Genomic DNA, 16,071 nt, shown 5'->3' on the forward strand with positions numbered 1-16,071 from the left:
GGCGGGGGAGGAATCCCTCGCCCGCATTCCCGTGCCCCGACACGAGGAACTGCGCAGCACAGACATGAAGCTCGAACTCCGCGGCATCACCAAGCGGTTCGGATCGCTGGTCGCCAACGACCACATCTCGCTCACCGTCGAGCCGGGAGAGGTCCACTGCCTCCTCGGTGAGAACGGCGCCGGCAAGTCCACCCTGATGAACGTCCTGTACGGCCTCTACCAGGCCGACGAGGGCGACATCCTCCTGGACGACGTCGTCCAGGACTTCGACGGCCCCGGCGACGCCATGCGCGCCGGCATCGGCATGGTGCACCAGCACTTCATGCTCGTCCCCGTCTTCACCGTCGCCGAGAACGTCATGCTCGGTCAGGAGCAGACCACCCTCGGCGGTCGCCTCGACCTCGCCGGTGCCCGGGCCCGGGTCAAGGAGATCTCCGACCGGTTCGGCTTCGACGTCGACCCGGACGCCAAGGTCGAGGACCTCCCCGTCGGCGTGCAGCAGCGCGTCGAGATCATCAAGGCGCTGTCCCGTGATGCGAAGGTGCTCGTGTTCGACGAGCCGACCGCCGTGCTCACCCCGCAGGAGACCGACGAGCTGATGGCCATCATGCGCCAGCTCCGCGCGGCCGGCACCGCGATCGTGTTCATCACGCACAAGCTCCGCGAGGTGCGCGAGGTCGCCGACCGCATCACCGTCATCCGGCTCGGCAGGGTCGTCGGCGAGGCCTCGCCCACCGCGACGAACAACGAGCTCGCCGCCCTCATGGTCGGACGTGCCGTCTCGCTCGTCGTCGACAAGACGCCGGCGGACGGTGGCGAGGACGCCCTGGTCGTCGACCACCTGACGGTCACCGATCCGTCGGGTGTCGTGCTCGTCGACGACGTGTCCTTCACCGTCCGCCGCGGCGAGATCCTCGCGATCGCAGGGGTCCAGGGCAACGGGCAGACCGAGCTCACCGAGGCGCTCCTCGGCCTCGAGCCGGTGCACGCCGGGCACGTGACGCTCGACGGCGCCGAGATCACCGGCCGCACCGTGAAGCAGATCCTCGACGCGGGCGTCGGCTTCGTGCCCGAGGACCGCAAGGAGGACGGGCTCGTCGGCGAGTTCACCATCGCCGAGAACCTCATGCTCGACCGCGCCGACCACACCGAGTTCGTCCGGGCCGGCACGATCCGCAGCGCAGAGCGTGACGCCTTCGCCGACGAGAAGATCGCCGAGTTCGACATCCGGACGCCGTCCCGCACCACCGCGGCCGGTCGGCTCTCCGGCGGCAACCAGCAGAAGATCGTCCTCGCGCGCGAACTCAGCCGCGAGCTCCGACTGTTCGTGGCGGCGCAGCCCACGCGCGGCATCGACGTCGGCTCGATCGAGTTCGTGCACAAGCGCATCGTCGCCACGCGCGACACCGGTGTCCCGGTCATCGTCGTCTCCACGGAGCTCGACGAGGTCGTGGCGCTCGCCGACCGCATCGCCGTGATGTACCGCGGCGCGATCGTCGGCATCGTCCCCGCGGACACCCCCCGAGACGTCCTCGGCCTCATGATGGCAGGCGAACTGCCCGAAGGAACGGAGCTGGCAGCGTGAGCACCACGCCACCCGAGAACAGCGCGCGCAGCACGCAGCCCGACACCAGCGCGAGCAGCACGCAGCCCGACACCAGCGCGAGCAGCACGCAGCCCGAGCAGACCCCGGTCACCGACGACCGTCTGCAGGAGGAGGCTGCGACGCCCCACCTCATGACGGACTCGGCGGCCGACTCCGAGCGTCGCGCCGGCGGCGACCGGTGGAGCACCGCGCTCCAGGGCATCGTCAACGGGTCGGTGCTCGTCACCGTCCTCGCCGTCGTGCTCGCCCTCGTGGCGTGCGGCGTCCTCATCGCCGTCACGGACGAGAACGTCCGTGCGGCCGCCGGGTACTTCTTCGCCCGGCCGTCGGACACGTTCCAGGCGATCGGCTCCTCGGTCGGCGGAGCCTACGCCTCGCTGTTCCAGGGCTCGGTCGTCAACTTCGGGGCGAGCTCCTTCGCGCAGGCGATCGTCCCTATCACGCGGTCGCTCGACTACGCCGTGCCGCTCGTCGCCGCCGGCCTCGGCATCGCGGTCTCGTTCCGCGCCGGCCTGTTCAACATCGGCGGCCAGGGGCAGATCCTCATGGGCGCCGCGGCGGCCGGCTGGGTCGGGTTCTCGTTCGACCTCCCCGCGATCGTGCACATCCCGCTGACGATCATCGCCGGCATCGTGGGCGGTGCGGTCTGGGGCGGGATCGTCGGCCTCCTCAAGGCCCGCACCGGCGCCAACGAGGTCGTCCTCACGATCATGCTCAACTACGTCGGGCTCTACCTCGTCAGCTACATGCTGCGCACGCCGGGGCTGCTGCAGGCGAACGGCAGCCCGAACCCGATCTCGCCCGCCATGAAGGACAGCTCGGTGCTGCCGCAGCTGTTCGGCCCGCGGTACGGCATCGACCTCGGGTTCGTCGTGGCGATCATCGCCGTCGTCGTGGTGTGGTGGCTGCTGAACAAGTCGTCGCTCGGCTTCCGGTTCCGCACGATCGGCGAGAACCCCCGTGCCGCCCGGGTCGCCGGCATGAGTGTCCCGTCGCTGACCATCTGGGTCATGCTCATCTCGGGTGCCCTCGTCGGCATCGCGGGTGCGTACCAGGTGCAGGGCGCGGTGACGAGCGGCTTCACCTCGAACATCGACGCCGGCATCGGCTTCGACGCCATCACGGTCGCGCTCCTCGGGCGTTCGAAGCCGTGGGGCGTGTTCTGGGCCGCGATCCTCTTCGGCGTGCTGAAGAACGGCGGCTACGCGATGCAGGCCGCGAACGGCATCCCGATCGACATCGTCGGGGTCATCCAGGCCCTCATCGTCCTGTTCATCGCGGCCCCGCCGCTCGTCCGCGCGATCTTCCGGATCCCGCAGCCGGGCGCCCGCCGCCGAACCCGCACCAAGCAGAGCAAGAAGGCGGTCGCCGCGTGAGCACCATGACCCCCACCGCGGTCCCCGCACTGCCCGCCCAGGGCCGCGACCTCGAGACCACCCGCAGCTGGAAGACCGCGATCGGGTACGGCGTGTTCACCGTGATCGCGTTGCTGCTCTTCGGCCTCGCGCACCGGCCGGGCACGGCGACCTTCCGCCTGTCGTCCACGGGTGACTTCTTCGCCCTGCCGAACCTGCCGCTGCCGTCCACGGCGACCGGGATCGTCGTCATCGTGCTCCTCGCGCTGGCCACCGTCTACGCGGTCGTCGAGACGCGCGCGAACCGTCGGGTCCGCCTCTGGGTGACCGCGCTGTTCGCGATCGTGTTCGTCGTGGGCTTCCTCGCCTGGGCGGTCGCGGGTGACTCGATCACGATCCCGGGCATGCTGGTCGGCGCGCTCGGACTCAGCGTCCCGCTCGTGTTCGGTGCCCTCGGCGGCGTCATCTCCGAGCGGGTCGGCGTCGTCAACATCGCGATCGAGGGCCAGTTCCTCGCCGGCGCGTTCACCTCGGCCCTCGTCGCGTCCGTCACGGGTACGCCCTGGGCGGGCCTCGTCGGCGCGGTCGTCGCGGGCGTCCTGGTGTCGTTCATCCTCGCGGCGTTCAGCATCAAGTACCTCGTCGACCAGGTCATCGTCGGCGTCGTCATCAACGCGTTCGTCTCCGGCCTGACCGGATTCCTGTACTCGCAGGTGCTGTCGCCGAACGAGTCGACGCTCAACGTGGGTCTGCGGTTCCCGAAGCTCGAGATCCCGCTGCTGCACCAGATCCCGATCATCGGCCCGATCTTCTTCGAGCAGACCGTCGTGGTGTACCTGGCGTACGTCGCGGTGGCGGTCGTCACGTTCTGCCTGTTCAAGACCCGCTGGGGCCTCCGCCTCCGCTCGGTCGGGGAGCACCCGCAGGCAGCGGACACGGTCGGCATCAACGTGAACCGCACCCGGTTCTGGAACGTGTCGCTCGCCGGAGCCATCGCCGGCCTCGGCGGTGCCTACTTCACGCTCGACGCCGTGGGCGGCTTCACGAAGGACATGACCGCCGGCGCCGGCTACATCGCCCTCGCCGCCGTCATCTTCGGCCGCTGGGACCCGATCCGCGCGACCCTCGCGGCCCTGCTGTTCGGCTTCGCGTCGAACCTGCAGAACGCACTGAGCGTCGTGCAGGGGTCGCCCGTCCCGAGCGAGTTCCTGCTCATGTTGCCGTACGTGGTCACGATCCTCGCGGTCGCCGGCCTGGTCGGGCAGGTGCGCGGCCCCGCCGCGGCCGGCAAGCCCTACATCAAGAGCTGACGGACTGGAGGCACGGCACATGACCGACACGAACCCCTCCGGCGACCAGGCGGTCACCCCGGCCGACGGGGCGGACGCCGCCACGGGCCTCCAGGCCGGCGCCCCGTCCGCCGACGTCGACTGGAGCGTCCTGCGGGACGCGGCCACGGCCGCGATGCGGCACGCGTACGCGCCGTACTCGTCCTTCCCGGTGGGGGCCGCGGCGCTCACCGACGACGGCCGCGTCGTCTCCGGCTGCAACGTCGAGAACGCGTCGTACGGTGTGACGCTCTGCGCGGAGTGCTCGCTCGTCTCGCAGCTGCACATGACCGGCGGCGGCAAGCTCGTCGCCTTCACGTGCGTCGACGGCGACGGCGCGACCCTGATGCCGTGCGGCCGCTGCCGGCAGCTGCTGTTCGAGCACTCCGCCGAGGGGATGCTCCTCGAGACCGTCTCCGGCATCCGCACCATCGACGAGGTCCTGCCGGACGCCTTCGGGCCCCGCACCCTCGTCACCTACCAGCAGGAGCACTGATCCACATGGCCGTCGAGCCCTTCGACACCGTCGACCTCATCCGCACGAAGCGCTCCGGCGGTGCCCTCGCCACCGCCGAGATCGACTGGCTGGTCGACGCGTACACGCGCGGCTACGTCGAGGACCCGCAGATGGCGGCACTCGCGATGGCGATCTTCCTGAACGGCATGGAGCGGCGGGAGATCAAGGACCTCACGCTCGCGATGATCGCCTCGGGGGAGCGGATGTCGTTCGACGCCCTCGGCAAGACCACCGTCGACAAGCACTCCACCGGCGGGGTCGGCGACAAGATCACGCTCCCGCTCGCGCCGCTCGTCGCCTCGTTCGGCGTCGCGGTGCCGCAGCTGTCCGGCCGTGGGCTCGGCCACACCGGGGGGACGCTCGACAAGCTCGAGTCGATCCCCGGCTGGCAAGCGTCGTTGTCGAACGACCGCATGCTGTCGATCCTGTCCGACGTCGGCGCGGTGATCTGCGCAGCCGGGTCCGGGCTCGCCCCCGCGGACAAGAAGCTCTACGCACTCCGGGACATCACCGGCACCGTCGAGTGCATCCCGCTCATCGCGTCGAGCATCATGTCGAAGAAGATCGCCGAGGGCACCGGCGCGCTCGTGCTCGACGTGAAGTTCGGGTCCGGCGCGTTCATGCCCTCGTACGAGGCCTCGCGCGAGCTCGCGCGGACGATGGTCGACCTCGGGAACGACGCCGGGGTGAAGACCTCGGCGCTCCTGACCGACATGGAGGTCCCGCTCGGGCTGACCATCGGCAACGCGCTCGAGGTCCGAGAATCCGTCGAGGTGCTGGCGGGCGGCGGCCCGGCCGACGTCGTCGAGCTCACCGTCGCGCTGGCGACCGAGATGCTCACGCTGGCCGGGCTGCCGGACGCCGACCCGACCGCGGCCCTCGCCGACGGCCGCGCGATGGACACCTGGCGCCGCATGGTGGAGGCGCAGGGCGGCGATCCGTCCGCGGCGCTCCCCGTCGCTCGCGAGCAGCACGTCGTCACCGCGCCGTCCTCGGGCGTGCTCGACTCGCAGGAGGCGCTGCCGTTCGGCGTCGCGGCGTGGCGTCTGGGCGCCGGTCGTGCGCGCGCGCAGGACCCGGTGCAGGCGGGCGCCGGCATCGAGCTGCACGTCAAGCCGGGCGACACCGTGACCGCCGGGCAGCCGCTCTGGACGCTGCACACCGACGAGCCGGAGCGGTTCGACCGGGCGCTCGAGTCGCTCGAGGGCGCGTGGTCGATCGGTTCGTCCGACGCCGCTGCGGCGGTCCGCGGGCCGATCGTGCGGGAGCGCATCGCGGGGTGATCCTGCCCGTGTCGCTGCTCGCGCGTTCCTGCGCTCCGTGTGGGGAGCCTCCAGTCCGGCCGTCCGTCTGTTGTGCACAGGTGACGGCGCGCGGTCGGTGACCACCGATAGCCTGGAGTGCATGAGCGCCGACGCCACGACCTACCGCCTGCCCGACGCCGGAGCGGTCATCAACGACCTGCCCAAGGTGTCGCTGCACGACCACCTCGACGGGGGGCTGCGGCCGGCGACGATCGTCGACCTCGCGTCGTCGGCCGGTGTCGACCTGCCGACCACCGATCCCGCGGCGCTCGGGCAGTGGTTCGCCGACCAGTCCAACTCGGGCTCGCTCGTGGAGTACCTCAAGACGTTCGACGTCACCACCTCGGTGATGCAGACCGCTCCGCAGCTGCACCGGGTCGCCAAGGAGTTCGTCGAGGACCTCGTCGCCGACGGCGTCGTCTACGGTGAGGTCCGCTGGGCACCCGAGCAGCACCTGCAGGGTGGGCTGACGCTCGACCAGACGGTGGAGGCCGTGCAGGCCGGCATCGAAGAGGCCGTCGACGCCGCCGGCGGCTCGATCCGCGTCGGCCAGCTCGTCACCGCGATGCGGCACGCCGACCGCGCGCAGGAGATCGCCGAACTCGCCGTCCGCCACCGCGACCGCGGCGTCGTCGGCTTCGACATCGCCGGCGCCGAGGCCGGGTTCCCGCCCGCGAACCACCGGGCCGCGTTCGACTGGCTGGCCGCGCAGCTCTTCCCGGTCACGGTCCACGCGGGCGAGGCCGACGGGCTCGCCTCGATCCGGTCGGCCCTCGTCGACGGTCGTGCGCTCCGCCTCGGACACGGCGTCCGGATCTTCGAGGACATCTCCCTGTCCGACGCCGGCGACGGGTCGACCCTCGCGTCCCTCGGTGAGATCGCGTCGTGGGTGCGCGACCGCGAGATCCCGCTCGAGGTCGCGCCCTCGTCGAACCTGCAGACCGGTGCGATCGCAGCGTGGGGCGACGGCCTCGCCGACCACCCGTTCGACGTGCTGTACCAGCTCGGGTTCCGCGTGACGGTGAACACCGACAACCGCCTCATGAGCGACACCTCGCTCTCGAAGGAGCTCGCGCTCCTCGCCGGGACGTTCGGCTACGACCTCGACGACCTCGCCGCGTTCCAGATCAACGCCGCCCTGGGCTCGTTCCTCCCGCTCGAGGACCGCGAGGAGATCATCGCCACCATCACCGCAGGACACCAGGAGGCCTAGGACGTGCCGCTCCCACCGCTGCCGGACGCCGCCGTCGTGCTCGGCGCCACCGCGTCGTCGTGGCGCGAAGCACTCCGGCTGACCGGGGACGCCCTCGTCGCCTCCGGCGCCACCACCGAGCCGTACACCGACGCCATGATCGAGATGGTCGAGGAGCACGGCCCGTACATCGTCATCTCACCGGGGCTCGCGTTCGCGCACGCCCGACCGGGCTCGTCGGTGGTCCGGGACGGCCTCGCGCTCGTCACGCTCGCGTCGCCGGTGGCGTTCGGGCACCCGCACAACGACCCCGTACGGGTCGTGCTCGGGCTCGCCGTCGCCGAGGTCGGGACGCACCTGGAGTCGATCGGTGAGATCGCGAACACCTTCAACGACGACACCGTGACGTCGCGGTTGGAGGCTGCGGGAACGGCGGACGAGATCCGGGCGATCCTCGGGGTCGCGTCCTCCGGTGCTGCGGGGGGCGCGTCGTGAAGATCGTGACGATCTGCGGCGCCGGCATCGGATCGAGCGGGATCCTCAAGGTCAACGCCGAGAAGGCGCTGGCGTCGCTCGGGCTGAGCGCCGCCGTGGTGGCCGCGGACGTCGCCTCGGTCCGTGACGTCGCGGAGGATGCGAACGTCATCCTGACGAGCCAGGAGTTCGTCGAGGCGATCGGGGACACCTACGCAGAGGTCATCGTGATCCGGAACCACTTCGACCAGGGCGAGATCACGGCGGCGGTGGACCGGGCGCTCGGCGAGCACTGAGCCGCGCGTGGGTGGTGCGGTCGCGCGTGCGGTGCGGTCGCGTGTGTGCGGTGCTGTGCGGTGCGGGCGTGCGGTCGCGCGTGTGTGGTGCGGGCGTGCGGTCGCGCGTGTGTGGTGCGGTCGCGCGTGTGCGCTGCGGGCGTGCGGTCGCGCGTGTGTGGTGCGGGCGTGCGGGCGTGCGGTCGCGCGTGTGCGCTGCGGGGGTGCCGTCGGCGCGCCCTAGGATCGGTGCATGAGCACGGACAACCCGCTGAACGACCCCGCCGCCGACCCGTTCGAGGTCGCACGCGCCGCCGCCGACGTCATCGCGTCGAAGTCGGGGATCGAGCGGCACGACATCGCCCTGACCCTCGGATCCGGATGGGGCAAGGCCGCCGACATCATCGGCGAGACGGTCTCCGAGATCCCCGCGTCGGAGGTCCCCGGCTTCAGCGCCTCGGCCGTCCCCGGACACTCCGGCACGGTGCGCTCCATCGCCCTGCCGGACGGTCGCCACGCCCTCGTGATCGGTGCCCGGACGCACTACTACGAGGGCCACGGCGTCCGCCGCGTCGTGCACAGCGTCCGCACCGCCGCGGCGACGGGCGCCGCGGTGATGATCCTCACGAACGGGGCCGGTGGCATCAAGGAGCACTGGACGCCGGGCACGCCGGTCCTCATCAGCGACCACATCAACCTGACCGCCGACAGCCCGCTCGAGGGCGCGACCTTCGTCGACCTCACCGATCTCTACTCGGCACGACTCCGCGCCGTCGCACGCGGCGTGGACCCCTCGCTGGACGAAGGCGTCTACACGCAGTTCCGCGGCCCGCACTACGAGACCCCGGCCGAGGTGCAGATGGCGAAGACCATCGGCGGGCACATCGTGGGCATGTCCACCGCGCTCGAGGCCATCGCCGCACGGCAGGCGGGCATGGAGGTCCTCGGGTTCTCGCTCATCACGAACCTCGCGGCGGGCATCCAGAAGACGCCGCTGTCGCACGCCGAGGTGCTCGAGGCCGGCCGCGAGGCCGAACCGCGCATCGCCGACCTGCTCGCCCGCGTGGTGGCGGCGATCGGGTCGTCGCCGGAGGCCGCCGAGGGATCCGCACTGTGAAGCTCGACGTCGACGCGGTCGTCGCCGCCGGGCGTGCCTGGTCCGCGCAGGACCCCGACGACGAGACCCGTGCCGAGCTCGACGCCGCCGTCGCGGCAGCGGCGAGCGGGGACGGGCCTGCCGTGCAGGAGCTCGCCGCGCGTTTCGCCGGTCGTCTGGCGTTCGGCACCGCAGGACTGCGCGCCGAGCTCGGGTACGGCCCGTTGCGGATGAACCGTGTCGTGGTGACGCAGGCCGCCGCGGGACTGGCCCGCTTCCTCATCGACTCCGGTCGGTCCCGGAGCGTCGTCATCGGGTACGACGGGCGCGTCAACTCCGACGTCTTCGCCCGCGACTCCGCCGAGGTCATGCGCGGGCTCGGGCTCGACGTCACCCTGCTGCCGTCCGCGCTGCCCACCCCGGTGCTGGCGTTCGCCGTCCGGCACCTCGGGGTCGGTGCGGGTGTGATGGTCACCGCGAGCCACAACCCTCCGCGTGACAACGGCTACAAGGTGTACCTCGGCGAGGGCGACGAGGGCTCGCAGATCGTCCCCCCGGTCGACGCGACCATCGCCGCAGCCATCGACGCCGTCGCGGCCGGGTCGATCGTCGACCTCCCCCGGGCGACGGACTACACCGTGGCGGGCCCGGACCTCCTCGAGGCCTACGTCGCCGCGACGGCCGCCACCGTACCTGCGCCGGCGCTCCCCGCGCCGGACCAGCCGACCGTCGTGTACACGGCGATGCACGGCGTCGGGTGGGAGACCGCACGTGCCGTGTTCGAGCGGGCCGGGTACGCGGTCCCGGACACCGTCCCGGAGCAGATCCAGCCGGACGGCGCCTTCCCGACGGTGTCGTTCCCGAACCCGGAGGAACCGGGCGCGATGGACCTCGCGATCGCACGCGGCCTTGCGGCTGGTGCCGACCTGGTGATCGCGAACGACCCCGATGCCGACCGCCTCGCGCTCGCGATCCCGGACGGTGCGGGCTCCTTCCGACGGCTCTCCGGCAACGAGGTGGGATGGCTCCTCGGGTGGCAGGCCGCTGCCCGCGCGGCCTCCGACCGACGGGGTGGCACGCTCGCTGCCTCCATCGTGTCCTCGCCCGCACTGGCTCGTGTCGCGGAACGGCACGGTCTGGGGTACCGCGACACGCTGACCGGCTTCAAGTGGGTGTCGCGCGTGCCGGACCTGGTGTTCGGCTACGAGGAGGCGCTCGGGTACCTCGTCGACCCCGATGTCGTCCGTGACAAGGACGGCATCTCCGCGGCCCTGGCGCTGCTGGACCTCGCAACGACGCTCGCGGCCGACGGTCAGACCATCGCCGACCGCCTCGAGGCCTTCGCCGCCGAGTTCGGCGCGTTCGCGTCCGGGCAGGTGGCGACACGGGTGGACGACCTCGCGCGCATCGGCGAGATCATGGCCGCGCTCCGGGCCGACCCGCCGTCGTCGCTCGGTCCGGTGGCCGTGCGGTCGGTGACGGACTACGCAGACGGGGCCGACGGGTTCCCGCCGTCGGACATCCTGCGGTACGACCTCGAGGGCGACGCCCGCGTGATCGTCCGGCCGAGCGGGACCGAGCCGAAGGTCAAGGTCTACATCGACACGGTCGCGGGGACGTCCGCCGAGGCTCAGGGCCTCGTCGACGCCCTCGCCACCGCCGTCCGCCCCCTCGTGTCGTAGCGCCGGCGCGCCTCGCGCGCGGGGAGATGGTGCAGTTACCGCATCGATCCGCGGAAACGACATCGAACCAGCAGGAGGTGCTGGTTCGATGTCGCACTCGTGGTTCGACGCGACTCCTGCACATGCGATCGCAGCCGCGTGTCGTCCACACGGCCGAAGCTGACGGCGCTCCAGAGCGAACCCGCGCGCACGATGACCAGATGTCCGTCCCGCACCTCATCGTTGCTCATCCCGATCCCGCCGCGGCGAGGAAGCAGCAGCGTGACGTGCGGAGCGGTGCGCTGCTCCGCGTGGCCCACGGCGTCTTCGTGACCCGGGCGGAGTGGGAGACTGCGACGACGTGGGAACAGCACATCGCGCGCGCCGCGGCCGTCCAGCTCCGGTCGCCTGGCAGCATCGTGTCGCATGCATCAGCGGTCATCGTTCATCGGCTCCCTTGGATCCGGCCGGTACCCGACCGTGTCACTCTGCTCGTTCCCGGCCGGGCCACGGCGCAGCGCACCCGGTTCGCTGACAAGGTCGCAACGACAGGTCGCGAGCTCGACACCGTCTCCGTGGACGGCGTGGACGTCACCGACCCCGCCACGACGGCAGTCGACGTCGCACTGCGGTACGACCGTGGACGCGCTCTCATGGTGGCCGACGCGGTCCTCCGCCGCGGCTGGCCGGAGGAACTGCTCGCCGGGCGAGCTGCCGCCCGGCCGAACGTGCGGGCGAGTCGTCGGCTCCGCGACGTGCTCAAGCTCGCATCACCGTTGTCCGAGTCCGCGGGGGAGAGCATCACCCACCTGGCCATGCACGACCTCGGCTTGCCTGCTCCCGTGCAGCAACAGGCCTTCCGCGACCAGGCCGGATTGATCGGTCGCGTCGACTTCTGGTTCCCGGACCACGGCGTCGTCGTGGAGTTCGACGGTCTGGTGAAGTACCGCGACGCATCCCACCGCTCCGGCCGTTCGGCGGAAGAAGTCGTCATCGACGAGAAGCTGCGCGAGGACCGCCTCCGCGCGGTGCCCGACGTCCGCCACGTCGTGCGGCCCGTCTGGCGCGACGTCATGCCCGGCGGTCGACTCCCGACGATGCTTTCGGCAACAGGCTTGCCTGTTGCTCGGGGCATCACGGCGACGCTGCCGTGGTGACCACTGACGAACTACGAAAACGACGTCGAACCGACTCGGGGAGCTGGTTCGACGTCGTTTTCGTGGTTCAACGCGGCTCGCGGCTCGCGGCACGCGCCGCGAGCGCGCCCGCCCTACGCGAGCTCGAGCAGCACGTGGCCGGACGAGATCGTCTGGCCGACGGGGGCGTTGAGCGACTTCACGACTCCGTCGCGGCTCGCCTGCACGGGCTGCTCCATCTTCATGGCCTCGAGCACGACGAGCAGGTCGCCCTTCACCACGGTGTCACCCTCGGCGACCGCGACCTTCACCACGGTCGCCTGCATGGGCGACGTCACCGAGCCCGACGAAGCGAGCCCGCCGCGGACGCCGGACGACCGACGCTTCGGGGGAGCGGACGGCCCCGCGGGGCGACGACCGGCGGCACCGGCAGCGCCACCGCCGACGATCGACGGCATGGTGACCTCGATGCGCTTGCCCTGCACCTCGACCACGACGGTGTCGCGCGGCGTCGGAGCGGGCAGCTCCTCGGTCGCACCGCTCCACGCCGGGATGTCGTTGACGAAGTCGGACTCGATCCACTGCGTGTAGATGCTGAAGGGCGTCTCGTCGTCCGTGGCGAAGGCCGGGTCCGACACGACGGCGCGGTGGAACGGGAGCACGGTCGGCAGGCCGGTGACCTCGAACTCCGCGAGGGCACGACGGGACCGCTCGAGCGCCTCGGCACGCGTGGCGCCGGTCACGATCAGCTTCGCGAGCATCGAGTCGAACGAGCCGGACACGACGTCGCCGGACACGACGCCGGAGTCGACGCGGACGCCGGGGCCGGACGGCGCGTTGAAGGCGTGCACCGGGCCGGGCGCGGGGAAGAAGTTCCGGCCGGCGTCCTCGCCGTTGATGCGGAACTCGAACGAGTGGCCCTTCGGCGCAGGGTCCTCGTAGTCGAGCACGCCGCCCTCGGCGATGCGGAACTGCTCGCGCACGAGGTCGATGCCCGTGACCTCCTCGGAGACGCAGTGCTCGACCTGCAGGCGCGTGTTGACCTCGAGGAACGACACGGTGCCGTCGGCCCCGATGAGGAACTCGCAGGTGCCGGCGCCGACGTAGCCGACCTCGCGCAGGATCGCCTTGGACGACTCGTAGAGGCGCTCCTGCTGGTCGTCCGTCAGGTACGGCGCGGGGGCCTCCTCCACGAGCTTCTGGTGGCGGCGCTGCAGCGAGCAGTCGCGCGTGGAGACGATGACGACGTTGCCGTGCTGGTCCGCGAGGCACTGGGTCTCGACGTGGCGCGGCTTGTCGAGGTACTTCTCCACGAAGCACTCGCCGCGACCGAACGCTGCGATGGCCTCACGCGTGGCCGATTCGAAGAGTTCCTCGACCGACGAACGGTCTCGCACGACCTTGAGCCCGCGGCCGCCGCCGCCGAAGGCCGCCTTGATCGCGACGGGCAGTCCGACCTGGTCGACGAAGTCGAAGACCTCGGACACGTCCTGCACGGGCTCGATGGTGCCGGGTGCGAGCGGTGCGCCGACCTTCTCGGCCACGTGGCGGGCGGAGACCTTGTCACCGAGGCGCTCGATCGACTCCGGCGACGGTCCGATCCAGGTCAGCCCGGCGTCGATCACGGCACGGGCGAAGTCGGCGTTCTCCGCGAGGAACCCGTACCCCGGGTGGACCGCGTCCGCGCCGGACCGGCGAGCGACGGAGATGATCTTGTCGATGACGAGGTAGGTCTCGGCGCTCGTGGTGCCGTTCAGCGCGTACGCCTCGTCGGCGAGACGGGCGTGGAGGGCGTCACGGTCCTGGTCGGCGTAGACAGCGACCGATGCCTTGCCTGCGTCGCGGGCCGCGCGGATGATGCGGACGGCGATCTCGCCGCGGTTCGCGATGAGGACCTTGCTGATACGGGGCATGGTAAGTCAGCGTATTCGTGCTGCCGCAGCCCGAATTGACCGGCGTCCACAAAGAACCGGCGGGAAGAAGTGTGGATGTCTACATCGACCACAGGTCGTGCCACGTCGCGCCGAACCCGCGCAGCAGCATCGAGCGCAGCACCGGCAGCGACAGGCCGACGACCGCCGACGGCGCACCGTCGATCCGGGTGATGTACGCGGCCGCCCGACCGTCGATCGTGAAGGCCCCGGCGACCTCGAGCGGTTCCCCGCTCGCGACGTACGCGTCGATCTCGTCGTCCGACACGTCGTCGGCGAAGGTCAGCACCGCGCTGTCGACCGCGACGACGCGGTCGCCGTCGGCGACCATCGCGGACCCGCCGGGCGCGGCGTCACCGATCAGGCCGTCACCGGCCGGGGAGGTGGGCAGCGGTCGGACGGGAGGCACGGTGCGGTCCCGCCCCGCGCCTCCCGGCCCGGACGCGGTCGCCCCCAGGGCCGTGGTGCGGTCCGCACGGCGGTCCAGCACGCAGTGCCCGCTCCACAGCGTCCCACCGCCCACCGCGAGCATCTGCCGCCACCGCTCCCGCGCGACCGCCGGGTCGTGGGGCTTGCCGTAGAGCGTGCCGTCGACCTCGAAGGCGGAGTCGCCGCCGAACACGAACCCGTCGACCGGGCGCCCGGCGACCTCCGCGTCCGCGACGGCCGAGGCCTTCGCGACCGCGAGCAGCGAGACGAGCTCCGGCCCGGACAGCTGCCGTCCGAGGGTGGCCTCGTGCGCGGCGACCGCGGCGTCCTCGTCGACCCCCGGCGCCACGAGCACGGGCTCGATGCCGGTCTGGGCGAGCAGGGCGCGGCGGGCGGGGGAGGTACTCGCGAGGTACAGACGCATGGGAACATCGAACCATGGGTGAATCCGTCGGAACGCTGCTCGAACTCGACGTCACCGGGATCGCCCACGGCGGCATCTCGGTGGCACGGCACGAGGGACGCGTGGTGTTCGTCTCGGACGCGATCCCGGGCGAACGTGTCACCGCACGCGTGACCGAGGACCGCAAGAAGTCCTTCTGGCGCGCCGACACCGTCTCGGTGGAGCAGCCGAGCGAGCACCGCGTCGAGCACGTCTGGCCCGAGGCCGCGCTCGATCGCGACCCCGCTGCCCGTGCCGGTGGTGCGGAGTTCGGCCACATCGCCCTCGCGCACCAGCGCCGGCTCAAGCAGGACGTCCTCGTCGACGCGTTCGCGCGGTTCGCCCGGACCGACCTCGCCGAGGTGCTCGGGCACGACGTCGCGGTCGAGGCGGTCCCCGGCGACGACGCGGTGAACGGCACCGGTTGGCGCACCCGCGTCCGCCTGCACGTCGACGCGGACGGCACCCCTGGGCCCTTCGCCGCACGCTCGCACACCGTCGTCCCGGTGACGTCGCTGCCGCTCGCGACCGCGGCGGTGCAGGAGAGTGCCCCGCTCGGCCGCGGGTCGATGCCGGGCGCGTCCGTGATCGACGTCCTCGCGCCCTCCGACTCCGAGGGCGCGCGGCTCGTGATCGACACGCAGTCACCGACGGTCGTCACCGAGACCGTCGGGGAGCGCACGTTCGCCGTGGACGACAACGGCTTCTGGCAGGTGCACCGGCAGGCCCCGGCGGTCCTGACCGCGGCCGTGCAGGACCTCGTCGACCGGGACCGCCTCGACCCCGAGGGGCAGCACCTCGACCTCTACGGCGGGGTCGGGCTGCTCGCAGCGGCGCTCGGGGACCTCGTCGGGCCGCGCGCCAAGCTCACCAGCGTGGAGGGGTCCGAGCGTGCGACCGAGCACGCGCAGGAGAACCTCGCCGAGTGGATCGGCGCCCGCGCGGAGACCGGCCGCGTCGACCGCTGGCTCGCCCGGACCGCCGCCGGTGCCTCGCAGCCGGAACGCGCCCGTCTCCGCGCCGGCACCGTGGTCCTCGACCCGCCGCGGTCCGGCGCCGGCCGCGAGGTCGCGGTGCAGATCGCGGCGCTGCAGCCCGCGCAGGTCGTGTACGTCGCCTGCGACCCCGTGGCGCTGGCCCGCGACGTCGCGACGTTCGCGGACCTCGGCTACCGGCTCGAGGCGCTCCGTGCGTTCGACCTCTTCCCCCACACCCACCACCTGGAGGCCGTCGCCCGCCTGGTGCCCGTCGCCTGACACCGGCGCGTCCCGCGGTCAGCGCGCCGAACCTGGGTCGGACCTGGGTATCCTTGCCCGGTGATGACG

The 16,071-nt window shown here is 71.8% G+C and carries 14 protein-coding genes; 12 read left to right on the forward strand and 2 right to left on the reverse strand.

Annotation, left to right across the window (positions count from 1 at the left end; genetic code table 11):
- Positions 1 to 64 precede the first annotated feature (64 nt).
- The 11 genes from NS184_RS13900 (at position 65) to NS184_RS13950 (ending at position 11,965) form a co-directional block, all read left to right on the forward strand.
- A complete protein-coding gene (locus NS184_RS13900) occupies positions 65 to 1,585 on the forward strand; it encodes an ABC transporter ATP-binding protein (protein WP_058726703.1) in 1,521 nt (506 codons plus the stop codon).
- The gene (locus tag NS184_RS13905; protein ID WP_430733546.1) at positions 1,582 to 2,982 is read left to right on the forward strand and encodes an ABC transporter permease; all 1,401 of its coding nucleotides are present in this window, start codon (positions 1,582 to 1,584) and stop codon (positions 2,980 to 2,982) included. The genes NS184_RS13900 and NS184_RS13905 overlap by 4 nt, the downstream gene beginning before the upstream one ends.
- Positions 2,979 to 4,271 carry an ABC transporter permease gene (locus NS184_RS13910; RefSeq protein ID WP_430733547.1) on the forward strand — a complete coding sequence of 431 codons (1,293 nt, stop codon included), beginning with the start codon at positions 2,979 to 2,981 and terminating at the stop codon, positions 4,269 to 4,271. Before NS184_RS13905 ends, NS184_RS13910 begins: the two co-directional genes overlap by 4 nt.
- 19 nt (positions 4,272 to 4,290) lie before the next feature.
- A complete protein-coding gene (locus tag NS184_RS13915; RefSeq protein ID WP_083513717.1) occupies positions 4,291 to 4,785 on the forward strand; it encodes a cytidine deaminase in 495 nt (164 codons plus the stop codon).
- Positions 4,786 to 4,790: 5 nt separating this feature from the next.
- Entirely contained in the window at positions 4,791 to 6,089 is a 1,299-nt protein-coding gene (locus NS184_RS13920; RefSeq protein WP_058726704.1) for a thymidine phosphorylase, read from the forward strand.
- Between the two features lie 121 nt (positions 6,090 to 6,210).
- Positions 6,211 to 7,323 carry an adenosine deaminase gene (locus tag NS184_RS13925; protein WP_058726705.1) on the forward strand — a complete coding sequence of 371 codons (1,113 nt, stop codon included), beginning with the start codon at positions 6,211 to 6,213 and terminating at the stop codon, positions 7,321 to 7,323.
- 3 nt (positions 7,324 to 7,326) lie between these two features.
- Complete coding sequence (locus NS184_RS13930; RefSeq protein ID WP_058726706.1) at positions 7,327 to 7,797, forward strand: PTS sugar transporter subunit IIA; 471 nt, start codon at positions 7,327 to 7,329, stop codon at positions 7,795 to 7,797.
- Positions 7,794 to 8,072 carry a PTS sugar transporter subunit IIB gene (locus NS184_RS13935; RefSeq protein ID WP_058726707.1) on the forward strand — a complete coding sequence of 93 codons (279 nt, stop codon included), beginning with the start codon at positions 7,794 to 7,796 and terminating at the stop codon, positions 8,070 to 8,072. Before NS184_RS13930 ends, NS184_RS13935 begins: the two co-directional genes overlap by 4 nt.
- Positions 8,073 to 8,304: 232 nt before the next feature.
- Positions 8,305 to 9,168: a purine-nucleoside phosphorylase gene (locus NS184_RS13940; RefSeq protein WP_058726708.1), complete on the forward strand. Its 864-nt coding sequence runs from the start codon at positions 8,305 to 8,307 to the stop codon at positions 9,166 to 9,168.
- Entirely contained in the window at positions 9,165 to 10,829 is a 1,665-nt protein-coding gene (locus NS184_RS13945) for a phospho-sugar mutase (RefSeq protein WP_058726709.1), read from the forward strand. Before NS184_RS13940 ends, NS184_RS13945 begins: the two co-directional genes overlap by 4 nt.
- A gap of 200 nt (positions 10,830 to 11,029) precedes the next feature.
- Positions 11,030 to 11,965: a hypothetical protein gene (locus tag NS184_RS13950; RefSeq protein ID WP_058726710.1), complete on the forward strand. Its 936-nt coding sequence runs from the start codon at positions 11,030 to 11,032 to the stop codon at positions 11,963 to 11,965.
- Positions 11,966 to 12,078: 113 nt separating this feature from the next.
- Here NS184_RS13950 and NS184_RS13955 read toward each other — a convergent pair whose 3' ends face one another.
- Complete coding sequence (locus tag NS184_RS13955) at positions 12,079 to 13,857, reverse strand: acetyl/propionyl/methylcrotonyl-CoA carboxylase subunit alpha (RefSeq protein WP_058726711.1); 1,779 nt, start codon at positions 13,855 to 13,857, stop codon at positions 12,079 to 12,081.
- Between the two features lie 79 nt (positions 13,858 to 13,936).
- On the reverse strand, positions 13,937 to 14,728 hold the full coding sequence (locus NS184_RS13960; protein WP_058726712.1) for a Maf family protein: 792 nt from the start codon (positions 14,726 to 14,728) through the stop codon (positions 13,937 to 13,939).
- Positions 14,729 to 14,742: 14 nt separating this feature from the next.
- On the opposite strand from NS184_RS13960, the gene NS184_RS13965 reads away from it, so the two are divergent.
- Entirely contained in the window at positions 14,743 to 16,002 is a 1,260-nt protein-coding gene (locus NS184_RS13965) for a class I SAM-dependent RNA methyltransferase (protein ID WP_058726713.1), read from the forward strand.
- Positions 16,003 to 16,071: the final 69 nt, after the last annotated feature.

It is taken from the genome of Curtobacterium luteum (genome assembly GCF_001475545.1).
GTDB lineage: Bacteria > Actinomycetota > Actinomycetes > Actinomycetales > Microbacteriaceae > Curtobacterium > Curtobacterium luteum_A.

Coding starts and splice junctions, on each gene's coding strand:
- NS184_RS13900 (WP_058726703.1), top strand. CDS start 65: ATGAAGCTCGAACTCCGCGGCATCACCAAGCGGTTCGGATCGCTGGTC.
- NS184_RS13915 (WP_083513717.1), top strand. CDS start 4,291: ATGACCGACACGAACCCCTCCGGCGACCAGGCGGTCACCCCGGCCGAC.
- NS184_RS13920 (WP_058726704.1), top strand. CDS start 4,791: ATGGCCGTCGAGCCCTTCGACACCGTCGACCTCATCCGCACGAAGCGC.
- NS184_RS13925 (WP_058726705.1), top strand. CDS start 6,211: ATGAGCGCCGACGCCACGACCTACCGCCTGCCCGACGCCGGAGCGGTC.
- NS184_RS13940 (WP_058726708.1), top strand. CDS start 8,305: ATGAGCACGGACAACCCGCTGAACGACCCCGCCGCCGACCCGTTCGAG.
- NS184_RS13950 (WP_058726710.1), top strand. CDS start 11,030: ATGTCCGTCCCGCACCTCATCGTTGCTCATCCCGATCCCGCCGCGGCG.
- NS184_RS13955 (WP_058726711.1), bottom strand. CDS start 13,857: ATGCCCCGTATCAGCAAGGTCCTCATCGCGAACCGCGGCGAGATCGCC.
- NS184_RS13960 (WP_058726712.1), bottom strand. CDS start 14,728: ATGCGTCTGTACCTCGCGAGTACCTCCCCCGCCCGCCGCGCCCTGCTC.
- NS184_RS13965 (WP_058726713.1), top strand. CDS start 14,743: ATGGGTGAATCCGTCGGAACGCTGCTCGAACTCGACGTCACCGGGATC.